This is a genomic window from Paraburkholderia sp. UCT31 (assembly GCF_014397655.1).
GTDB classification, from domain to species: domain Bacteria; phylum Pseudomonadota; class Gammaproteobacteria; order Burkholderiales; family Burkholderiaceae; genus Paraburkholderia; species Paraburkholderia tuberum.
Map to the genome: position 1 here is coordinate 41,830 of NZ_VZQP01000030.1, position 20,550 is coordinate 62,379.

Genomic DNA, 20,550 nt, shown 5'->3' on the forward strand with positions numbered 1-20,550 from the left:
CTCACCACCACCGATGAAAGTGATGCACCGGCCCCACGCCGTGGCCGACGTCGAGCCGCTCGCTCGCCTGCAACGCACCCGTCAGATAAACCTTCGCATCGGCGACGGCGCTAGCGAGATCGTCGCGCTGCGCAATCAAGGCCGCGATCGCCGACGACAACGTGCAGCCCGTTCCGTGCGTGTTCTTCACCGGCACGCGCGGACCGCCGAGACGCAGCGTGCCGCTTTCCTGCACGAGCCAGTCGGGGCTATCGGTCGCGCTCAGATGGCCGCCCTTCATCAGCACCGCGCGCGCGCCGAGCGCGCGCAACGCTTCGCCTTGCTCGACCATGCCGGCTTCGTCGGCGGCGGGTTGGATGCCCAGCAATGCGGCCGCTTCCGGCAGATTCGGCGTCAGCAGATCGGCGAGCGGCAGCAGTTCGTCGCGTACCACCGCGACCGCATCGGGTAGTAATAGCGCGTGATTGCTCTTCGAGATCATCACCGTGTCGAGCACGATGTGTTTGGGCTGATGACGGCGCAGCGCGTCGGCGACCGCACGCGCGATCGGCGCATTCGCGAGCATGCCGATCTTCACCGCGTCGATGCGGATGTCGTCGAACACCGCGTCGAGCTGCGCGGTGACGAAGCCCGGGTCAGGCGCGTGAATCGCGCTCACGCCGCGCGTGTTCTGCGCGGTCAGCGCGGTGATCACGCTCGCGCCATAGGCGCCGAGCGCGGAGAATGTCTTCAGATCGGCCTGGATGCCGGCGCCGCCGCCGGAGTCGGAACCGGCGATCGTCAGCACATTGGGAATCGATTGAGTCATGGTCGAGCGAGGAAGAAGGGGGGCGCGCTCGTGTGTGCCGCGGCCGGCCCGGCGCAGCCGATCAGTGCTTGGCTTCGCCGATCAGCGCGACCGAATCGAAGGCGCGCTGGTTCGCCTGATGGCGTCGCATCACGAGCCACATCATCAGGCAGACGAAGGTGCCGAACAGCACGATCACGATGGTGACCGGCACGTCGAGCCACACGAGCACCGCGTACAGGCACAGCATCACGAGCACGGACAGATTCTCGTTGAAGTTCTGCACGGCGATCGAATGGCCCGCCGACAGCAGCACGTGCCCGCGATGCTGCAGCAGCGCATTCATCGGCACGACGAAAAAGCCCGACAGGCCGCCCACGAACATCAGGAAGATATACGCGAAAATCAGATAGCCCGACACGTGCATGCGGCCAAAATATACGCCCCAATGCGGGGGAAACAGATCGCGCGTGTAGAACGCCATCAGCATCACGGAGATACCCATCATGATGCCGACCGGCAAGACCGACAGCGACTTCTTCAACGGCACACGCGAAGCCGCGAAAATCGCGCCGAACGCGACGCCGACCGCGACCACCGCCTGCAGGATCGCCGCCTCGGACAGCGACATGCCCAGCGACACTTCGGCCCACTTCAGCACGATGAATTGCAGCGTCGCGCCCGCACCCCAGAACAGCGTCGTCACGGCGAGCGAAATCTGTCCGAGCTTGTCACGCCACAGCACGAGAAAGCAGTCGGCGAAATCGGTGATCAGGCGGATCGGCCCGTGCTCCTGTCGCGGATAGCGCGCGCCGGTGTCGGGAATGCGCAGATTGAACAGCGCGGCGATCACGTAAATGGCCATGATCACGACCATCGCGGCTTCCGCGGGCGTGTTCACGGTGGGGACGTGCCATTTGAGAATCGGCGCGGCGATATGCGGGCTGATCAGCGCGCCGCCGAGCACCGTGCCGAGAATGATCGAGCCGACCGTGGTGCCTTCGATCCAGCCGTTCGCGGCAACGAGCCGGTCAGGCGGCAACAGTTCGGTGAGAATGCCGTATTTGGCGGGCGAGTAGGCCGCCGCGCCGAAGCCGACGATGCCGTACGCAATCAGCGGATGTGCGCCGACCAGCATCGTTATGCAGCCAACCACCTTGATCGTATTGGTGATGAACATCACGCGTCCTTTCGGACGGGAGTCGGCGAATGCGCCCACGAAGGCGGCAAGAACGACGTACGACAGCACAAAAAACAGCTTGAGCAGCGGCGTCATCCAGTTCGGAGCGTGAAGATCTTTCAGCAGTGCGATAGCAGCGATCAGAAGCGCATTGTCGGCCAGCGACGAAAAAAACTGCGCGGCCATGATGGTGTAAAAACCTTTTTTCATCTGATGCGATGCTGTCCTCGCTGCGGTCTGTCCGCCCCGGCCGTTTGTCATGTGTCCGGGCTTATGCCGATCGAAATGGGTTGTGCGCACGGCTTTATATCATGAAAATAGCTGAATTCGGACTAGCAGAATCCTTGATCGCACCGCCCAGCGGGCCGCCGAGCGCTGAAAACGCCCTGTAAGCCGCTGATTCGCAAGTGTCTTTACGAAAAAATCCCATGCCGCGCCCCCTTTCCGCCACGATTCATACCGCTGCTCTCGCCAATAACCTCGCTGTCGCGCGGCGCTATGCGCCGAAATCGAAAATCTGGGCCGTCGTCAAGGCTAATGCCTACGGGCATGGCCTCGCGCGCGCGTTTCCCGGTTTGCGCGCTACGGACGGCTTTGGGTTGCTGGACCTCGAAGAAGCGGTGAAGTTGCGTGAATTGGGCTGGGCGGGCCCAATTCTTCTGCTGGAAGGCTTTTTTCGGCCGACCGATATCGACGTAATCGACCGCTACAGTTTGACCACGGCGCTGCATTCGGACGAGCAGTTGCGCATGCTCGAAATGGCGCGTCTATCGAAACCGGTCAATATTCAGTTGAAAATGAACACCGGCATGAACCGGCTCGGCTACACGGTCGAAAAATTCCGTGCCGCGTGGGAACGTGCGCGCGCCTGTCAGGGCGTCGGCCAGATCACGTTGATGACGCATTTTTCCGATGCCGATGCCGAGCGCGGCATCGCGCATCAGATGGAGGCGTTCGAGCGCGGCGCGCAGGGCATCGCCGGTGCGCGCAGTCTGTCGAATTCGGCCGCGACGCTGTGGCATCCGGAAGCGCATTTCGACTGGGTGCGTCCGGGCATCATCCTGTACGGCGCGTCGCCGTCCGGCGTGACGGCCGCGATCGACGGCACGGGCCTGCAGCCCGCGATGACGCTCGCGTCGGAACTCATCGCCGTGCAGACGCTCGGCGAAGGCAGCTCGGTCGGCTATGGGTCGAGGTTCACTGCGCGCAGTCCGATGCGCATCGGCGTGGTCGCGTGCGGTTACGCGGACGGCTATCCGCGCGTCGCGCCGGAAGGCACGCCGGTGATCGTCGATGGCGTGCGCACACGGATCGTTGGACGTGTGTCGATGGACATGCTGACCGTCGACCTGACCCCGGTGCCGACCGCCAACGTCGGCTCGCGCGTGGAATTGTGGAGCACCGCGCTGCCCATCGACGACGTCGCGCAGGCCTGCGGCACGATCGGCTACGAGCTGATGTGCGCGGTCGCGCCGCGTGTGCCGGTTCGGGCGGAGTAACGCGTGGCGAAAGCGAAGACGTTGTACATCTGCGGGGAATGCGGCGGACAGTCGCCGAAGTGGTCCGGTCAATGCCCGTCCTGCCAGACGTGGAACACGCTCGTCGAATCGGTCGCGGAGGCGCCGTCCGGTCACCGTTTCCAGTCGCTCGCGAAGAGCACGCCGGTACGGCGCCTCGCCGACATCGACGCGTCGGACGTGCCGCGCTTTTCCACCGGCGTCAGCGAATTCGACCGCGTGCTCGGCGGCGGCCTCGTGCCGGGCGGCGTGGTGTTGATCGGCGGCGATCCGGGCATCGGTAAATCGACGCTGTTGTTGCAATCGCTCGCGGAAATCGCGGCGGACAAACGCGCGCTCTATATCAGCGGCGAAGAATCTGGCGCGCAGATCGCGTTGCGCGCGCAACGGCTGGCGTTGCTCGAACCCGGCTCGAAGGCAAGCGAGCTGCAATTGCTCGCGGAAATCCAGCTCGAAAAAATTCAGGCGACGATCACGGAGCAACGGCCTGAAGTCGCCGTGATCGATTCGATCCAGACCGTCTATTCGGATGCTTTGACATCGGCGCCGGGCTCGGTCGCGCAGGTGCGCGAGTGCGCGGCGCAACTCACGCGCATCGCCAAGCAGTCGGGCACGACGATCATCATGGTCGGGCACGTGACGAAAGAGGGCGCGCTCGCAGGTCCGCGCGTGCTCGAACATATCGTCGATACGGTGCTGTATTTCGAGGGGGATACGCACTCGTCGTACCGTCTCGTGCGCGCGATCAAGAACCGTTTCGGCGCGGTCAACGAACTCGGCGTGTTCGCGATGACCGAGCGTGGTTTGCGCGGCGTCGCGAATCCGTCGGCATTGTTTTTATCGCAGCACGAGCAGTCGGTGCCGGGCTCATGTGTGCTCGTCACGCAGGAAGGCACGCGGCCGTTGCTCGTCGAAGTGCAGGCGCTCGTCGATGCGGCCAACGCGCCAAATCCGCGACGCCTTGCGGTCGGCCTCGAACAGAACCGGCTCGCGATGCTGCTCGCGGTGCTGCATCGGCACGCGGGCATCGCCTGTTTCGATCAGGACGTGTTCCTGAACGCGGTGGGCGGGGTGAAGATCTCCGAGCCCGCCGCCGACCTCGCGGTATTGCTCGCGATCCATTCGTCGATGCGCAACAAGCCGCTGCCGAAGGGGCTCGTCGTATTCGGCGAAGTGGGCCTCGCCGGCGAAATCCGGCCGTCGCCGCGCGGTCAGGAGCGCCTGAAGGAAGCAGCCAAGCTCGGCTTCTCGGTGGCGGTGATTCCGAAGGCCAATGCACCGAAACAGCCAATCGAAGGCTTACAGGTCGTTGCGGTCGAACGGATCGAACAGGCCATCGACCGCGTCCGCACGCTCGAATAGACGGGGGCCGGGACGGCTCGCCAGTACTTTGTACGCTTGCGGCACCGTAATGCCCGGTAAATATCTTCATATTGGCTGTAACCTGGTCGCCATCCCTTTTTTCTAAGCTGTAAGGATATGCATCCCGTCTGATGCTCGAAAAAGGATCGCGCCTTGAAACAGTCTCGTGAAACCGCTGCCCACCATAACATCCAGGTGCGCGGCTGCCGGGTCTCCGCACCGATTCATCAGCCGTGGGGCGGCGCTTGCCGGATCGTCGAGTGGATCGACACCGCGGGCCAGATCTCGCGGCGGGTAGTGGCCGAAGACGTAACGGCCGCCGAAGTGCGTGCCACGATCAGCCGCCATGTGGAAGGCCGCAAGCACCTGCTGTACGACGACGAAAAATCGCCGCGGCAAACGCTGCCGAGGCAGACGCCGACGCGGCGTTGACGGCGGCGGGTTTTTCGATTGCCCGGGCCTTGATCTTCATTGCGCCCGCGTCGCGGCTGCGCCACGCGCTTTAGGCCCCGTCGTCGTGTGAGTCGGCGGCGCTCGCGGCCACCGCCGCATGCGCGTGCGGATTGAACAGCGGATGCTGCGCCGCTTCAGCGGGCGTCAGCACCGGCGACACGCAGCAATCGAGCGATTCCAGCGATTCCACCCATTCGCCGAGCGTGCGCGTCGCAATCAGATTGGCGACTTCCTGAATGAGTGCCACGGCATCGGGACCGCCGATCGCCTGACCCAGGCTCCAGTGACGCGTCGCCCATTCCGGCCGATCGAGCGCCATGCACAGCGTTTCCCAGAACTTCAATTCGAGCGCGCCGACCGCGAGCCAGCGTTCATCGCTGGTGCGGTAGAGGTTGTAGCAGGGCACGCCGCCGTTCAACAGACCACTGCCCGCGGCGGGCGCCGCACCTTCGTTGACGAGCGACACCTGCGCGACGAAGTTGTGCGCATAGCTCGTGTGCGTCATCGATACATCGACGAAGCGGCCCGCGCCGCCTCGCGCGACATGCCAGAGCGCCGCGAGAATCTGCGTGACCGCGCTCAATGCGCCGCCGAGCAGATCGGCGATCTGGAAGTTCGGCAGGATCGGCGCACCGTCGCGGTTCGCCAGTTGATCGAGCACGCCTGCATAGCCGATGTAATTCAGATCGTGGCCGGCATGGTCCGCGAACGGACCGCTCGCGCCATATCCGCTGATCGCGCAATAGACGAGCCGCGGATTGGCTGCGCTGAGCGTCGCGTAGCCGAGGCCGAGCCGCTGCATCACGCCGGGCCGGAAGCTCTCGATCAGCACGTCGGCTTCAGCCGCGAGTGCGCGCAGCACCTGGCGTCCTGCTTCGGACTTGAGGTCGAGGCGCGTCTCGCGCTTGCCGCGATTGACCATCCGGTAAAACGCGCCGGGTCGGCCCGCGACACGATCGCTCGACGACTGCATCATCGTGCGAGTCGGGTCGCCCGCGCCGGGCGCCTCGATCTTCAGCACATCGGCGCCGAGCTCGGCGAGGCGCAGCGCGGCCACCGGACCCGGCAACAGACGCGTGAGGTCGAGCACGCGCAGTCCTTGCAACGGCGGCGCATCGGCTGCCGATGCAGCTACGGATTCTGGGGCCGATAACCCGGACGATGAATTCGCAAATGACAAAGCCAAGCTCCCGTGGATGCCGGCGCGGTGCCGCTAGCCGATCTGTTCGAGTTCCTCGTGCGTCTCGAGCCATTCGGCTTCGAGCGTGTCGAGGCGCGCGTTCACGTCTGCCTGACGGCGGATCGCCTCCGTCAGCTTGCTCTTCTGCTCCGGTTCGTAACTCGCGGGATCGGCGACGAATGTATCGAGCGTCGCTTTCTCCGCGTTGAGTGCGTCCATTTCCTTTTCGATTTTCGCGATGCGGCTTTGCAGCGGCTTCTTCAGATGCGCGAGCTTCTGCCGCGTTTCCGCTTCGAGGCGGCGCTGTTCCTTGCGATTGACGTTGCTGTCGCCACTTGCCGCGCCGTTGGACGCTGCGTCCGACGCACCGGAAGCATTGGCCTTCAGCGCGGCGCGCTGCTCGGCTGCATGCTGCAGCAGCCAGTCGCGGTAGTCGTCGAGATCGCCGTCGAATTCCTGCAGACGATGCTTCGCGACCAGCATGAACTGATCGGTCGTCGCGCGCAGCAGATGCCGGTCGTGCGAGACCAGGATCAGCGTGCCTTCGAATTGCGCGAGCGCCATCGTCAGCGCGTGGCGCGTTTCGAGGTCGAGGTGGTTGGTCGGCTCGTCGAGCAGCAGCAGGTTCGGCTTTTGCCAGATGATCAGCGCGAGCGCGAGGCGTGCCTTCTCGCCGCCCGAGAACGGCGCGATCTTCGCGGTCGCCATGTCGCCGGAAAAGTTGAAGCTGCCGAGGAAGTCGCGCAGCTCCTGCTCGCGCGTATCGGGCGCGAGACGCGCGAGGTGCTGCAACGGGGTGTCGTCCGGACGCAGCGTTTCGAGCTGATGCTGCGCGAAGTAGCCGATGCGCAGACCCTTGCCTTCGCGTACGTGGCCGCTCAACGGTTCGAGCGTGCCCGCGAGCGTCTTGATCAGCGTCGACTTGCCCTGGCCGTTCGCGCCGAGCAGGCCGATGCGCTGACCATTCTGGATCGACAGCATCACGCGCTCGACGATCGGAATCTCGCTGCCGTCTTCGGCATGGTAGCCGCAGCGCACGTCTTCCATCACCATCATCGGATTCGGCGCGGAGTCGGGAGTGCGGAACTCGAACGTGAACGGCGACCCGACGTGCGCGGGCGCGATCAGCTCCATCTTCTCGAGCGCCTTCACCCGGCTTTGCGCCTGACGCGCCTTGGTGGCCTGCGCCTTGAACCGGTTGATGTAGCTCTGCAGATGCGCGACCGTGCGCTGCTGCTTTTCGTACGCGCTCTGTTGCAGCGCGATCTGCTGCGCGCGCAGCACTTCGAATTGCGAGTAGTTGCCGCCGTAGCGTTTGATCTGCTGGTTCTCGAGATGCAGCGTGACGTTGCAGGCGGAATCGAGAAACTCGCGGTCGTGCGAGATCACGATCAGCGTGCCCGCATAGCGATTCAGCCAATCTTCCAACCAGACGATCGCGTCCAGGTCGAGGTGGTTGGTCGGTTCGTCGAGCAGCAGCAGATCGGAGCGGCACATCAGCGCCTGCGCCAGATTCAGGCGCATGCGCCAGCCGCCCGAGAAGCTGCTGACCGGCTCGCGGGTCTGCTCGAGCGTGAAGCCGAGGCCGAGCAGCAACGCTTCGGCGCGAGCCGGCGCGGTGTAGCCGTCGGCGTCGGCGAACGCGGCGTGCGCTTCGGCTTCTGCCGCGCCGTCGTGCGCCGCGGAGGCCGAAGCGATGCGCGCTTCGATGTCGCGCAGCGCGGCGTCGCCGTCTAGCGTGTAGGCGAGGGCGGTTTTGTCGACGGCGGGCGTTTCCTGCGCGACGTGCGCGATGCGCCAGGTCGGCGGGATCGAGAAATCGCCGCCGTCCGCATGCAGCTCGCCGAGCAGCACGGCGAACAGCGTCGACTTGCCCGCGCCGTTCGCTCCGACGAGGCCGGCTTTTTCACCGGGGTTCAAGGTGAACGTGGTGTTGTCGAAAAGCGGCTTGGTGCCGCGCGCGAGGCTGAACTGATTGAAGCGGATCACGACGTGGCCGGCTGAAGAAAACCGCTATTTTAGACTGCCCGGCGCGTTGCCGGGCGCGCGGCGCCGATTGCCCGTCTGTCACTTCGCGCGCAGCGCTCATCGGCCATCCGGCCGACTGTATCGGCAGCGCTTTTGGCATAGACTGACGGCTTTCACGGGAGGGCACATGACATCGATCTTTTCGTTTTCGGCACGCACGCTCGGCGGCGAGGAAGCGAGTCTCGCGCAGTACGAAGGCAAAGTTATGCTGATCGTCAATACCGCGAGCGAATGCGGGTTCACGCCGCAATACGCGGGCTTGCAGAAACTGTATGACGCGTACGCGGCGCGCGGGCTCGCGGTGCTCGGTTTTCCGTGCAACCAGTTCGGCAAGCAGGAGCCGGGCGACGCCGCGCAGATCGGCAGCTTCTGCGAGAAGAACTACGGCGTGACGTTTCCGATGTTCGACAAGATCGACGTGAACGGTCCGAACGCGCACCCGCTGTTCCGCTATCTGACGATCGAGGCGCCGGGACTGCTCGGTCTCGAGGCGATCAAGTGGAATTTCACGAAGTTTCTGATCGGCCGCGACGGCAACGTCGTCAAGCGCTATGCGCCGCTGACCAAGCCCGAGGCGATCACCGGGGATATCGAAGCGCTGCTGTAAGCGGGCACGCCTACAGGATCGGCGAAAAGAGCCGCGCGACGTGCATCAGCATGCGTCGCAGCGCGCTCGACTTGTGGTACTCGTCGCGGTCGATTTCGCGCGACTCGGCAAAGTCGTCGAGCAGCATCGTCTCGACTTCGAGCGCGAAGCCGCGGTCGACGGTCAGCACCATGATCTCGAAGTTCAGGCGAAACGAGCGGTTGTCGAGATTGGCGCTGCCGATCGCGGCCGCGCTGCTGTCGATCAGCACGACCTTCTGATGCAGGAAGCCCGGCTGATAGCGGAAGATGCGAATGCCCGCGCGCAGCGAGTCGTACGCATAGAGCTTCGACGCCGCGAACACCACGAGGTGATCGCGCCGGCTCGGAATCAGGATGCGCACGTCGACGCCGCGCAGCGCAGCGAGGCGCAACGCAGCGAATACGGCTTCGTCGGGGACGAGGTAGGGCGTCGTGATCCAGATGCGTTCACGTGCCGCGTTGATTGCTTCGACGAAAAACAGCGAGCAGGTCTCCTGCTTGTCGGCCGGGCCGCTCGGCAGCACAAGGCAGTGCATGTTGTTCGCGGCGCGCTCGTTGGCGCCGTGGTCGCCGGGCTGGTCGAAGGATGGGGTCACGGAATCCGCGGCCGGCGCGTCGAACTTGGGCAACTGCTGGGTGGCCCAGTACCAGTCCTCGATGAAGACGAACTGGATGCTTGCGACCGCCGGACCACGCACTTCGATGTGCGTATCGCGCCACGGCGACAGCGGCGGCTTCGCGCCCAGATATTCGACCCCGACGTTATGACCGCCGACAAACGCGCGCTCGCCGTCGACCGCCACGATCTTGCGGTGATTGCGGAAATTCAGTTGCAGACGGTTGACGAATAGGCGGTTCGTGGCGAACGGCTGCATCTCGATGCCGGCGGCGCGCAGCGCCGCGACGTAGCGGTGGGGCAGATCGAAGCTGCCGATACTGTCATACAGGAAGTACACCCGCACGCCCTGTTTGGCTTTGGCGATCAGCGCGTCCTTCAGCATGTCGCCGAGCGCGTCGTCGCGCACGATGAAGAATTGCACGATCACATAGCGGCGCGCGTTCTCGATCGCCTCGAAGATCGCCTCGAAAGTCGCCGTGCCGTTGACCAGCGTGCGCACGCTATTGCCGGGCAGGAACGGCATGCCGCCGAGGCGCGTCAGCGACTGCACGAGCCGCGAGCCGAGCTGCTGCGTCGGCACCCCGGCCGACGACGCCTGCGTGTCCCACACCAGCGGATGCGCGCGCGTGCGCAGCAGCTCGTTCTCGACGCGGCGCGCGTCCGCGTAGCCGGCGAACTTGCTGCGGCCAAGGAACAGGTAGGGTACGAGCGTCAGATAAGGCATCGCGACCAGCGACACGGCCCACGCGATCGCCCCTTGCGAGGTGCGGGTATGGAGAATCGCGTGAGCGGCCGCGATGATGCCGAGAATGTGGGCAACAGCAACCAGCGTGCCGACGTGAAGCAGGTCGAATGACATAAGCTCGCGAACAGTTGGCGAAGCGCCGTGGTTCAGGAAACGGAGGCGGGCACGGGCTCGCTCCGTGGTCTGCGGCGAACGCGTCGGGCAACGGGCTCAGGCTGCGGTTGCGGGCAAGGCCACGCGCTGTCGCGGCGATTGCTCGTGACCCTGCCTGAGAAACGCGCTTGAAACGACGCTCAAACGGTCAGCATGCCGGACTCAGACCGGCAAGTCGCTGGCCTGGATCAGAAACACGTTGTCGTCGCCGGCGCTGGTCGACAGCCACACGAGGTCGAGACCGCCGAACGCGGCCTCGACGTGCTCGCGTTCGTTGCCGATCTCGATGACGAGCACGCCGTCTTCGGTCAGCCAGTTGCGCGCGTCGGCAATGATCCGTCGCACGATGTCCATGCCGTCCGCGCCACCGGCGAGCGCCATCGCCGGCTCGTGCCTGTATTCGGCCGGCAGCTCCTGCATCGAGGTGGCGTTCACGTACGGCGGATTGCTGATGATCACATCGTAGCGGCGCTCGGCGAGCGGCGCATACAGATCGCCTTCGAACAGCGCGATGCGCTCGTCGAGGTGGTAGTCCAGCACATTGCGCGTCGCGACTTCGAGCGCGGGCGCGGACAGATCGACCGCGTCGACGTCGGCGTTCGGGAACGCGTGCGCGGCGAGGACCGCGAGGCACCCGGAGCCGGTGCACAGTTCGAGCACCGCGCCGACCTGCTCGGGGTCCTCGACGTACGGCTGCAGGCCGTCCTGCAGCAGCTCGCCGATGAACGAGCGCGGCACGATCACGCGCTCGTCGACGTAAAAGCGATAGCCGTGCATCCACGCTTCCCGCGTGATGTACGCGGCCGGCACGCGTTCGGCGGCGCGTCGCTCGATCACTTTCAGCACCGCCTCGATTTCGGCCGTGGTCAGGCGCGCGTCGAGAAACGGTTCGAGCAGGTCGAGCGGCAAATGCAGCGTGTGCAGGATCAGATAGGCGGCTTCGTCGTAGGCATTGGCCGAGCCGTGGCCGAACGACAGTTTGGCCTCGCTAAAGCGCGACACTGCATAACGCAGCAGGTCGCGGACGGTGCAAAAAGGAAGCGTCATCGCAAAGTTCCAGGTTACGCGATCAGTTGTTCGAGCACGCGGCGATACACGTTCTTCAGCGGCTCGATATGGGCGACTTCGATATGTTCGTCGATCTTGTGGATGCTCGCGTTCAGCGGGCCGAACTCGATCACCTGCTTGCAGATGCGCGCGATGAAGCGGCCGTCCGACGTGCCGCCGGTGGTCGACAGTTCGGTGTCCACGCCGGTTTCGTCCTTGATCGCCTGCGCGAGCGCGCTCGACAGCTCGCCGCTCGGGGTGAGAAATGGCAGGCCGCTCACCGTCCATTGCAGTTCGTATTCGAGGCCGTGTTTGTCGAGAATCGCATGCACGCGCTTTTGCAGTCCTTCGACGGTGCTCGCGGTCGAGAAGCGGAAGTTGAACATCACGTCCGCGTGGCCGGGGATCACGTTGGTCGCGCCGGCGCCGCTGTGGAGGTTCGACACCTGCCAGGTGGTCGGCGGGAAATATTCGTTGCCTTCGTCCCAGCGCTCGGCGACGAGTTCGGCGAGCGCTGGCGCCAGCAGGTGCACCGGATTCTTCGCCAGATGCGGGTAGGCGATATGGCCCTGCACGCCCTTGACGATCAGCTTGCCCGACATCGAGCCGCGCCGGCCGTTCTTGACCATGTCGCCGAAACGCTCGCTCGAGGTCGGCTCGCCGACGATGCAGTAGTCCAGGCGCTCGCCGCGCTGCTGCAATGCTTCGACGACCTTGACGGTGCCGTCGGTGGCGGGGCCTTCCTCGTCGCTCGTGATCAGGAACGCGATCGAGCCGCGGTGCTCGGGGTGCGCGGCGACGAACTCCTCGCTCGCGACGACGAAGCCGGCGATCGACGCCTTCATGTCCGCCGCGCCGCGGCCGTACAGCTTGCCGTCGCGCTGGGTCGGCTCGAACGGCGCCGAGCGCCACTGTTCGAGCGGGCCGGTCGGTACCACGTCGGTGTGGCCGGCGAACGCGAGCAGCTTGCCTTGCGTGCCGTCGACGCCGCGTTTGACGGCCCACAGGTTGGTCACGCCGTTGGATTCGATCGTCTCGTGCTCGAAGCCGAGCGCGGCGAGGCGCTCGATCAGGAGACGCTGGCAATGCTGATCGTCGGGCGTGACGGACGCGCGCGCGATCAGTTGTTCGGTAAGGGCGAGGGTGCCGGACATGGATTCAGTACAAGCCACTTTGAAATGAAAAAATGCCGGCTCGCGGTGAGGCACCGGAGCCGGCAACAGCCTTTGAACGACGCGGCGCGAGGCCGCGCGTTCGACTACCTCGTGCTGGAGCCTGGCGCTTCAGCGCCGCGCTCAGACAAACAGCGCCGCGTACTCGTCCGCCGAAAAGCCGAGCGACTTCACCCGCCCGTTCACGACCAGCACCGGCCGCTTGATCACCGACGGCTTGTGGATCATCAGCGCGATCGCGCCCGGCTGCGTTTCCGCGGCCGCCTTCATGTCGTCGGACAGAGCGCGCCACGTCGTGCCGCGGCGGTTCAGCAGCGCGTCGAGCTTGACGTCCTTGAGCCAGTCCTGCACGAGCGGCTCGGTCACGCCGGCCTTCTTGAAGTCGTGGAACTCGAACTCGACGCCGTGCTCTTCGAGCCACACACGGGCCTTCTTCACGGTGTCGCAGTTCGGAATGCCGTAGACGACGGTTTTGGTGCCGCGCGCCATCAATCGCCTCGCAGCAACTCGTTCAGGCCGACCTTCGCGCGCGTCTTCGCGTCGACCTTCTTGACGATGACCGCGCAGTACAGGCTGTGCGTGCCGTCCTTCGACGGCAGGTTGCCCGCCACCACGACCGATCCCGCCGGAATGCGGCCGTACGTGACTGCGCCGGTTTCGCGGTCGTAAATCCTGGTGCTCTGGCCGAGGTACACGCCCATCGAGATCACCGAGTTTTCCTCGACGATCACGCCTTCGACGACTTCCGAGCGCGCGCCGATGAAGCAGTTGTCTTCGATGATGACCGGGTTCGCCTGCAGCGGCTCCAGCACGCCGCCGATGCCGACGCCGCCCGACAGGTGCACGTTCTTGCCGATCTGCGCGCACGAGCCGACGGTGGCCCACGTGTCGACCATCGTGCCTTCGTCGACGTACGCGCCGATGTTGGTGTACGACGGCATCAGCACGACGTTCTTCGCGATGAACGAGCCGCGGCGCGCGATCGCGGGCGGCACCACGCGGAAGCCGCCGGCGGCGAAGTCTTCAGCGGTGTAGTTCGCGAACTTCGACGGCACCTTGTCGTAGAACTGGCTGTAGCCGCCGGCCGGCATCGGCGCGTTGTCTTCCAGACGGAACGACAGCAGCACGGCCTTCTTCAGCCACTGGTTGACGACCCAGTCGCCGTCCTTCTTTTCGGCGACGCGCAGCGCGCCCTTATCGAGTTGCTCGATCGCATGGGCGACGGCTTCGCGCACTTCTGCCGGCGCGGCCTTCGGCGACAGTTCGGCGCGGTTGTCCCAGGCGGTATCGATGATGCTCTGAAGTTGTTGCGACATAGGCGTGATTATCTGAAGGGTTGAAGTCTGAAGAAGGGGATGCCGTGTAGCTCAAGCGAGGCTCAGGCTGCACTCAGTTGACACTGGACGAGCGGCAGAATTCGACGATCCGCTGCGCGCCCGCCGTGCATTCGTCGACGTCGGCGACGAGCGCGAGGCGCACGAAATTGCGGCCGGGATTCACGCCGTGCGCGGTGCGCGCGAGGAACGAGCCCGGCAGAACCGTCACATTATAGTCGGCGTAGAGGCGCTGGGCGAACTCGGTGTCCGTGAGGCCGGTGCGCTCGACGTTGGCCCACAGGTAGAACGCGGCGTCGGGCAGCCGCACGTCGAGCACGTCGGCGAGCATCGGCGTGACGGTCGTGAACTTGCGCAGGTACCTGGCGCGGTTCTCGCGCACGTGCGTCTCGTCGCTCCACGCGACCACGCTCGCGCTTTGGAACACGGTCGACAGCGCCGTGCCGTGGTACGTGCGGTACAGCAGGAATGCCTTGAGAATCGCGGCGTCGCCGGCGACGAAGCCCGAGCGCATGCCCGGCACGTTCGAGCGCTTCGACAGACTCGACAGCATCACGAGGCGCTCGAAGCCGCGTCCGAGCTTGTGCGCCGCCTCCAGTCCGCCGAGCGGCGGCGTCGACTCGTCGAAATAGATTTCCGAGTAGCACTCGTCCGAAGCGATCACGAAGCCGTAGCGGTCCGATAGCGCGAACAGCTCGCGCCAGTCGTCGAGCGTGAGCACGGCGCCGGTCGGGTTGCCCGGCGAGCAGACGTACAGCAGTTGCGTGCGCGCCCACACGTCGGCGGGCACTGCCGAGTAGTCGCACGCGAAGTTGCGCGCCGGGTCGCTGTTGACGAAGTACGGCTGCGCGCCGCCGAGCAGCGCCGCGCCTTCGTAGATTTGGTAGAACGGGTTCGGACAGAGTACGATCGCAGGCTCGCCGTCAGCATCGCGGCGCGGATTGAGCACCGTCTGCGCGAGCGCGAACAGCGCCTCGCGCGAGCCCGCCACCGGCAGCACCTCGGTCAGCGGATCGAGCGGCGGCAGGTTGTAGCGTTGCGCGACCCATTTCGCGATCGACTCGCGCAGCGGCGCCGAGCCGAGCGTGGCCGGATACGCGGCGAGGCCGCCGAGCGAATCGATGACGGCGTCGCGGATCAGCGGCGGGGTTGGATGTTTCGGCTCGCCGATGCCGAAGCTGATGTGCGCAAGGCCGGCCGGCGGCGTGACGTCCTTGAAAAGCAGGCGCAGCTTTTCGAACGGATAGGGCTGAAGGGAGTCGAGTAGCGGATTCACGGACGAAATGGCCTGATCGGGATGGACGCGGACGAATGGCGGGACAACCGGGCACGCGCGCCGGCGGGCGGCGGCGAACGGACGATTATAGCGTGGCGCGCCCGCGGACCAGGCGGGAGCCAGGCGCGCGGCGCGGGAGCAATCCGCGAGGCGGCACACCGGGGCGCCGCGGCGGGAACGGCGCGAAATCCGCCACGGTTCGCGTAAAAGAATACGCAGGAGCAGCAATGTACGCAGCAGTTCAGGAGACGGCCGGCTGGACCCTCATACGACCCGCCCACGACGCCCGTCGGAGTCCCGCCCCATGACCAACTGGCTTCGCAACGGCTGGCCGACGCTCGCGATCATGCTGGGCGCGTCGGTCTGGGGGATGGTCTGGTATCCGCTGCGGATGCTGGCCGCGCTCGGGGTGACCGGCACCGCCGCGAGCGCGCTCACGAGCGGCACCGGCTGCCTGTTCGTGCTGCTCGTGCGGAATGGCGCGCTGAAGACCGTGCGGTGGCACTGGCTGCTGCCGGCGCTCGCGCTCGCCGCGGGCGTCACGAATCTCGGCTTCGTGTGGGGCGCTATCCACGGTCAGGTGATGCGCGTGCTGCTGCTGTTCTATCTGACGCCCGCGTGGACCGCGCTGTTCGCGCATTTCATCCTGCACGAGCGGCTCACGTGGTCGGGCGCGGCGCTGGCCGCGCTGTTGCTCGCGGGCGCGATGACGATGCTATGGTCGCCGCGTCTCGGCATTCCGGTACCCGGCAATCCCGCCGAATGGGCCGGGCTCGCCGGCGGCATGGGCTTCGCGATGAGCAACGTGCTGATCCTGAAGACTAGCCGCGTGCTGCCGGACATGAAGCCCGAAATGCGCACCGCGGTGATCTTCGGCGGCGCGGCGCTGTTCGGCGCGCTCGCGTCGCTGTTCGAGCCGATGCCCGCGCCGCCCGTCGGCGCGCATCTGGGCACAGCGGCGCTGCTGGTGCTCGGTCTCGGTCTGCTGCTCGCGTCGAACAACATGCTCGTGCAATACGGGCTCTCGCGCGTGCCGGCCAATCGCGCGTCGATCATCATGCTGTTCGAACTCGTCGTGACGGCGCTGTCGGCGTGGCTGTTCGCCGGCGAAGTACCGGGCCCGCGCGAATGGGCCGGCGGCGCGTGCATCGTGCTCGCGTCGGCCTTGTCGAGCTGGGTGCATCGGACGAAATTGGTGCCGCCCGATCCCGCCATCGGGGACACGGAGGGGCCCGGCGGCGACGATGGACGCGGTGGTCAATGCGGTAGCAAACGCGGCGACCATCGCGGTGACGAACCCGGCCCTGACGGCGACAGTGACGACCGCCGAAAGGGCGGTAAGAATCGTCCACGCGCGATGGTATGATTCCCCCTCATTAGCCGGCGCATGCGTACCTGTGTGTGCCTCAGATATGCATGAGCGCATGCAGCCGGCAACCAAATTGCGAAGGCTCGCGAGGTTGCGCGGGGCCGTCCCGCTGCGGCGGTGAACGACTGGCGCAACCTCGCGAGCCACCTATCACTCTCTCTTTTCAAACAGCGAAATCGCCGTGCGGCTCACCTCGATCAAACTCGCTGGTTTCAAATCCTTCGTCGATCCCACGCATTTCCAGGTCCCAGGCCAGTTGGTTGGCGTGGTCGGTCCGAACGGGTGCGGCAAATCCAACATCATCGACGCCGTGCGCTGGGTGCTCGGCGAATCGCGCGCCTCTGAATTGCGCGGCGAGTCGATGCAGGACGTGATCTTCAACGGCTCGACCGCCCGCAAGCCCGGCAGCCGCGCGAGCGTCGAACTCGTGTTCGACAACGCGGACGGCCGCGCCGCCGGCCAGTGGGGCCAGTATGCGGAGATCGCCGTGAAGCGCGTGCTGACGCGCGACGGCACGTCGAGCTACTACATCAACAATCTGCCGGCGCGGCGCCGCGACATCCAGGACATCTTCCTCGGCACCGGCCTCGGGCCGCGTGCGTACGCGATCATCGGGCAGGGCATGATCGCGCGGCTGATCGAGGCGAAGCCCGAAGAGCTGCGCGTGTTCCTCGAAGAAGCCGCCGGCGTGTCGAAGTACAAGGAGCGCCGCCGCGAGACCGAGAACCGTCTGCACGATACGCGCGAGAACCTGACGCGCGTCGAGGACATCGTCCGCGAACTCGGCACGAATCTCGAGAAGCTCGAGGGGCAGGCGGTCGTCGCGACCCGTTATCGCGAGCTGCAAAGCGACGGCGAGGAAAAGCAGCGTCTGCTGTGGTTGCTGCGCAAGAACGAGGCGGCCGGCGAACAGCAGCGCCAGCAACGCGCGATCGAGCAGGCGCAGATCGACCTCGAGGCGCAAACCGCGAAGCTGCGCGAAGTCGAGGCGGAACTCGAAACGCTGCGCGTCGCGCACTATTCGGCGAGCGACGCGATGCAGGGCGCGCAGGGCGCGCTGTACGAGGCGAACGCGGAAGTGAGCCGGCTGGAAGCCGAGATCCGCTTCATCGTCGAATCGCGCAACCGCGCGCAGGCGCAGATCGCCGCGCTGACCGCGCAGCGCGAGCAGTGGCAATCGCAGGCCGGCAAGGCGCAGGACGATATTGCCGACGCTGAAGAGCAACTGGCCGTCGCTGAAGAAAAAGCCGTGCTCGCCGAAGAGGACGCCGCCGCGAAGCACGATGCGCTGCCCGCCCTCGAAGCGCGCTGGCGCGACGCTCAGGCGGAGCTGAACACCGAGCGCGGCGGCATCGCGCAGACCGAGCAGGCGCTGAAGCTCGAAGCCGCGCATCAGCGCAATGCCGATCAGCAGTTGCAGCAGCTGCAGCAGCGCCATGAGCGGCTGAAATCGGAAGAGGGTGGCCTCGACGCGCCCGACGAGGCGCAGCTCGAGGCATTGCGCGTGCAGCTCGCCGAGCACGAGGAAATCCTTCACGACGCGCAGGGCCGCCTCGCCGACGCGCAGGAAACACTGCCGCGGCTCGACGGTGAACGCCGCGCCGCGCAGGAGCGCGTGCAGGCCGAAAGCGCGCAGATCCATCAGCTCGACGCGCGCCTCGCCGCGCTCAGGCAGTTGCAGGAAAACGTGCAGACCGAAGGCAAGATCCAGCCGTGGCTCGACAAGCACGAGCTGGGCAGCCTGCCGCGTCTGTGGAAGAAGCTGCATGTCGAGGCCGGTTGGGAAACCGCGCTCGAAGCGGTGCTGCGCGAGCGCCTCGCCGCGCTCGAAGTGTCGAATCTCGACTGGGTCAAGGCGTTCGCAACCGACGCGCCACCGGCCAAGCTGGCGTTCTACGCGCCGCCCGCGGCTGGTCAGCCTGCCCCGGCGGCGGGCGCGCTGCGCTCGCTGCTGTCGCTCGTGCGCATCGAGGACGCGGGTATTCGCGCGGTGCTGACCGACTGGCTGGGCCTCGCGTTCGTCGCCGACGATCTGCAGCAGGCGCTTTCGATGCGCGCGCAGCTGCCCGAGGGCGGCGCGTTCGTCGTCAAGGCGGGGCACGTGGTCACGCGCGTCGGCGTACAGCTGTATGCGGCCGATTCCGAACAGGCCGGCATGCTCGCGCGTCAGCAGGAAATCGAAAACCTCGGCCGCCAGGTGCGCGCACAGGCATTGCTCGCCGACGAGGCGAAGGCCGCCGCGATCCGCGCCGAAGCCGCGCACACGCAAGCCGCGCAGGCGCTCGCCGAGCTGCGCCAGCAGGCCGAACGCGCGACGCAGCGGGTGCACGCGTTGCAGATGGACGTGCTGAGGCTCACCCAGGCACACGAACGCTACACGCAGCGCAGCACGCAGATTCGCGAGGAACTCGAAGAGATCGCCGCGCAGATCGACGAGCAGCGGGCGCTGCGCGCCGAGTCGGAAGCGAACTTCGAGCGTCACGACGGCGAGCTCGCCGAACTGCAGGCGCGCTTCGAAGACCACCAGCTCGCGTTCGAAGCACTCGACGAAGAACTGACGACCGCCCGCGGCGAAGCACGCGAGCTCGACCGCGCCGCTACCGACGCGCGCTTCGCCGCGCGCAACATGGCGAACCGCATCGACGAATTGAAGCGCAGCATCCAGGTCGCGCACGAGCAGAGCGAGCGCGTCGCGGGCGCGCTCGAAGACGCGCGCGCCGAACTGGAAACGATCAACGAGCAGACCGCGCACACCGGGCTGCAGGACGCGCTCGACATCCGCGCCGTGAAAGAAGAGGCGCTGCGCGCCGCGCGCGTCGAGCTCGACGACCTGACCGCGAAGCTGCGCTCGGCCGACGAAACGCGCCTCACCGCCGAGCGCGCCCTGCAGCCGCTGCGCGACCGCATCAATGAATTGCAGTTGAAGGAGCAGGCCGCGCGCATCAGCGGCGAGCAGTTCGTCGAGCAGCTGGCCGCGGCCGGTGTCGATGAAGCCGAACTGCAAGCCAAGCTGACGGCGGACATGAAGCCGTCGTACCTGCAGGGCGAAGTCACGCGCATCAACAACGCGATCACCGCGCTCGGGCCGGTCAACATGGCCGCGCTCGACGAGCTGAAGGCCGCGACCGAGCGCAAGAGCTTCCTCGATTCGCAGTCGGCCGACCTGACGAGCGCGATCGAAACGCTCGAAGATGCGATCCGCAAGATCGACGCCGAAACGCGCACGCTGCTGCAAAGCACGTTCGACGAAGTGAACCGCCATTTCGGCGAGCTGTTCCCGCGTCTCTTTGGCGGCGGCCAGGCGAAGCTGATCATGACCGGCGACGAAATCCTCGACGCCGGCGTGCAGGTGATGGCGCAACCGCCGGGCAAGAAGAATTCGACGATTCACCTGCTGTCGGGCGGCGAGAAAGCGCTGACCGCGACCGCGCTCGTGTTCGCGATGTTCCAGCTGAATCCCGCGCCGTTCTGTCTGCTCGACGAAGTGGACGCACCGCTCGACGACGCCAACACCGAGCGTTTCGCGAATCTGGTACGGGCGATGTCCGACAAAACCCAGTTCCTGTTCATTTCGCACAACAAGATCGCGATGGAGATGGCGCAGCAGCTGATCGGCGTGACGATGCAGGAGCAGGGCGTCTCGCGGATCGTCGCGGTCGACATGGAAACGGCGGCGGGTTTCGCCCAGAATATCGTTTGAG

Annotated in this window: 16 protein-coding genes; 6 read left to right on the top strand and 10 right to left on the bottom strand. The window is 65.9% G+C overall.

The window, feature by feature from the left end:
- Nucleotide 1: 1 nt before the first annotated feature.
- Together thiD and lplT are read right to left on the bottom strand one after the other, a co-directional pair.
- Nucleotides 2–808 (bottom strand): bifunctional hydroxymethylpyrimidine kinase/phosphomethylpyrimidine kinase, encoded by an 807-nt coding sequence (thiD, locus tag F6X40_RS24200; protein WP_187629527.1) that lies wholly within the window; start codon nucleotides 806–808, stop codon nucleotides 2–4.
- A 61-nt stretch (nucleotides 809–869) separates the two neighbouring features.
- On the bottom strand, nucleotides 870–2,177 hold the full coding sequence (gene lplT / locus F6X40_RS24205; protein ID WP_184066227.1) for a lysophospholipid transporter LplT: 1,308 nt from the start codon (nucleotides 2,175–2,177) through the stop codon (nucleotides 870–872).
- Nucleotides 2,178–2,395: 218 nt separating this feature from the next.
- Between lplT and alr the strand changes: the two genes are divergently transcribed.
- From alr to F6X40_RS24220, 3 genes are all read left to right on the top strand, one after another.
- Nucleotides 2,396–3,466 carry an alanine racemase gene (gene alr, locus F6X40_RS24210; protein WP_187629528.1) on the top strand — a complete coding sequence of 357 codons (1,071 nt, stop codon included), beginning with the start codon at nucleotides 2,396–2,398 and terminating at the stop codon, nucleotides 3,464–3,466.
- A 3-nt stretch (nucleotides 3,467–3,469) separates the two neighbouring features.
- Nucleotides 3,470–4,846 (top strand): DNA repair protein RadA, encoded by a 1,377-nt coding sequence (gene radA, locus F6X40_RS24215; RefSeq protein ID WP_184056927.1) that lies wholly within the window; start codon nucleotides 3,470–3,472, stop codon nucleotides 4,844–4,846.
- 153 nt (nucleotides 4,847–4,999) lie between these two features.
- Nucleotides 5,000–5,278 carry a DUF2866 domain-containing protein gene (locus F6X40_RS24220; RefSeq protein ID WP_090800615.1) on the top strand — a complete coding sequence of 93 codons (279 nt, stop codon included), beginning with the start codon at nucleotides 5,000–5,002 and terminating at the stop codon, nucleotides 5,276–5,278.
- Nucleotides 5,279–5,348: 70 nt separating this feature from the next.
- Here F6X40_RS24220 and F6X40_RS24225 read toward each other — a convergent pair whose 3' ends face one another.
- A complete protein-coding gene (locus F6X40_RS24225) occupies nucleotides 5,349–6,404 on the bottom strand; it encodes a CaiB/BaiF CoA transferase family protein (RefSeq protein WP_187629529.1) in 1,056 nt (351 codons plus the stop codon).
- 108 nt (nucleotides 6,405–6,512) lie between these two features.
- Nucleotides 6,513–8,468, bottom strand: coding sequence for an ATP-binding cassette domain-containing protein (locus F6X40_RS24230; RefSeq protein ID WP_187629530.1), 1,956 nt, complete (start codon nucleotides 8,466–8,468; stop codon nucleotides 6,513–6,515).
- A 166-nt stretch (nucleotides 8,469–8,634) separates the two neighbouring features.
- On the opposite strand from F6X40_RS24230, the gene F6X40_RS24235 reads away from it, so the two are divergent.
- Nucleotides 8,635–9,114, top strand: coding sequence for a glutathione peroxidase (locus F6X40_RS24235; protein WP_090800611.1), 480 nt, complete (start codon nucleotides 8,635–8,637; stop codon nucleotides 9,112–9,114).
- Between the two features lie 10 nt (nucleotides 9,115–9,124).
- On the opposite strand, the gene cls is transcribed toward F6X40_RS24235, so the two are convergent.
- The 6 genes from cls to dapC form a co-directional block, all read right to left on the bottom strand.
- On the bottom strand, nucleotides 9,125–10,612 hold the full coding sequence (gene cls, locus F6X40_RS24240) for a cardiolipin synthase (protein WP_184066218.1): 1,488 nt from the start codon (nucleotides 10,610–10,612) through the stop codon (nucleotides 9,125–9,127).
- Between the two features lie 201 nt (nucleotides 10,613–10,813).
- On the bottom strand, nucleotides 10,814–11,698 hold the full coding sequence (gene prmB, locus F6X40_RS24245; protein ID WP_187629531.1) for a 50S ribosomal protein L3 N(5)-glutamine methyltransferase: 885 nt from the start codon (nucleotides 11,696–11,698) through the stop codon (nucleotides 10,814–10,816).
- A gap of 14 nt (nucleotides 11,699–11,712) precedes the next feature.
- A complete protein-coding gene (gene dapE, locus F6X40_RS24250) occupies nucleotides 11,713–12,852 on the bottom strand; it encodes a succinyl-diaminopimelate desuccinylase (protein WP_187629532.1) in 1,140 nt (379 codons plus the stop codon).
- 141 nt (nucleotides 12,853–12,993) lie between these two features.
- On the bottom strand, nucleotides 12,994–13,359 hold the full coding sequence (locus F6X40_RS24255; RefSeq protein WP_018417635.1) for an ArsC family reductase: 366 nt from the start codon (nucleotides 13,357–13,359) through the stop codon (nucleotides 12,994–12,996).
- On the bottom strand, nucleotides 13,359–14,186 hold the full coding sequence (gene dapD / locus F6X40_RS24260) for a 2,3,4,5-tetrahydropyridine-2,6-dicarboxylate N-succinyltransferase (RefSeq protein ID WP_184066209.1): 828 nt from the start codon (nucleotides 14,184–14,186) through the stop codon (nucleotides 13,359–13,361). Before dapD ends, F6X40_RS24255 begins: the two co-directional genes overlap by 1 nt.
- Nucleotides 14,187–14,259: 73 nt before the next feature.
- Entirely contained in the window at nucleotides 14,260–15,480 is a 1,221-nt protein-coding gene (gene dapC, locus F6X40_RS24265) for a succinyldiaminopimelate transaminase (RefSeq protein WP_187629533.1), read from the bottom strand.
- Between the two features lie 304 nt (nucleotides 15,481–15,784).
- On the opposite strand from dapC, the gene F6X40_RS24270 reads away from it, so the two are divergent.
- Both F6X40_RS24270 and smc read left to right on the top strand, forming a co-directional pair.
- The gene (locus F6X40_RS24270) at nucleotides 15,785–16,846 is read left to right on the top strand and encodes a DMT family transporter (protein WP_187629534.1); all 1,062 of its coding nucleotides are present in this window, start codon (nucleotides 15,785–15,787) and stop codon (nucleotides 16,844–16,846) included.
- 184 nt (nucleotides 16,847–17,030) lie between these two features.
- Nucleotides 17,031–20,549, top strand: a complete 3,519-nt coding sequence (gene smc, locus F6X40_RS24275; protein ID WP_187629535.1) for a chromosome segregation protein SMC — start codon at nucleotides 17,031–17,033, stop codon at nucleotides 20,547–20,549.
- Nucleotide 20,550: the final 1 nt, after the last annotated feature.

What these genes read in the sequence shown, in the direction of transcription:
- thiD (WP_187629527.1), bottom strand. Translation starts at nt 808, where the DNA reads ATGACTCAATCGATTCCCAATGTGCTGACGATCGCCGGTTCCGACTCC.
- lplT (WP_184066227.1), bottom strand. Translation starts at nt 2,177, where the DNA reads ATGAAAAAAGGTTTTTACACCATCATGGCCGCGCAGTTTTTTTCGTCG.
- alr (WP_187629528.1), top strand. Translation starts at nt 2,396, where the DNA reads ATGCCGCGCCCCCTTTCCGCCACGATTCATACCGCTGCTCTCGCCAAT.
- F6X40_RS24235 (WP_090800611.1), top strand. Translation starts at nt 8,635, where the DNA reads ATGACATCGATCTTTTCGTTTTCGGCACGCACGCTCGGCGGCGAGGAA.
- cls (WP_184066218.1), bottom strand. Translation starts at nt 10,612, where the DNA reads ATGTCATTCGACCTGCTTCACGTCGGCACGCTGGTTGCTGTTGCCCAC.
- prmB (WP_187629531.1), bottom strand. Translation starts at nt 11,698, where the DNA reads ATGACGCTTCCTTTTTGCACCGTCCGCGACCTGCTGCGTTATGCAGTG.
- dapE (WP_187629532.1), bottom strand. Translation starts at nt 12,852, where the DNA reads ATGTCCGGCACCCTCGCCCTTACCGAACAACTGATCGCGCGCGCGTCC.
- F6X40_RS24255 (WP_018417635.1), bottom strand. Translation starts at nt 13,359, where the DNA reads ATGGCGCGCGGCACCAAAACCGTCGTCTACGGCATTCCGAACTGCGAC.
- dapD (WP_184066209.1), bottom strand. Translation starts at nt 14,186, where the DNA reads ATGTCGCAACAACTTCAGAGCATCATCGATACCGCCTGGGACAACCGC.
- F6X40_RS24270 (WP_187629534.1), top strand. Translation starts at nt 15,785, where the DNA reads ATGACCAACTGGCTTCGCAACGGCTGGCCGACGCTCGCGATCATGCTG.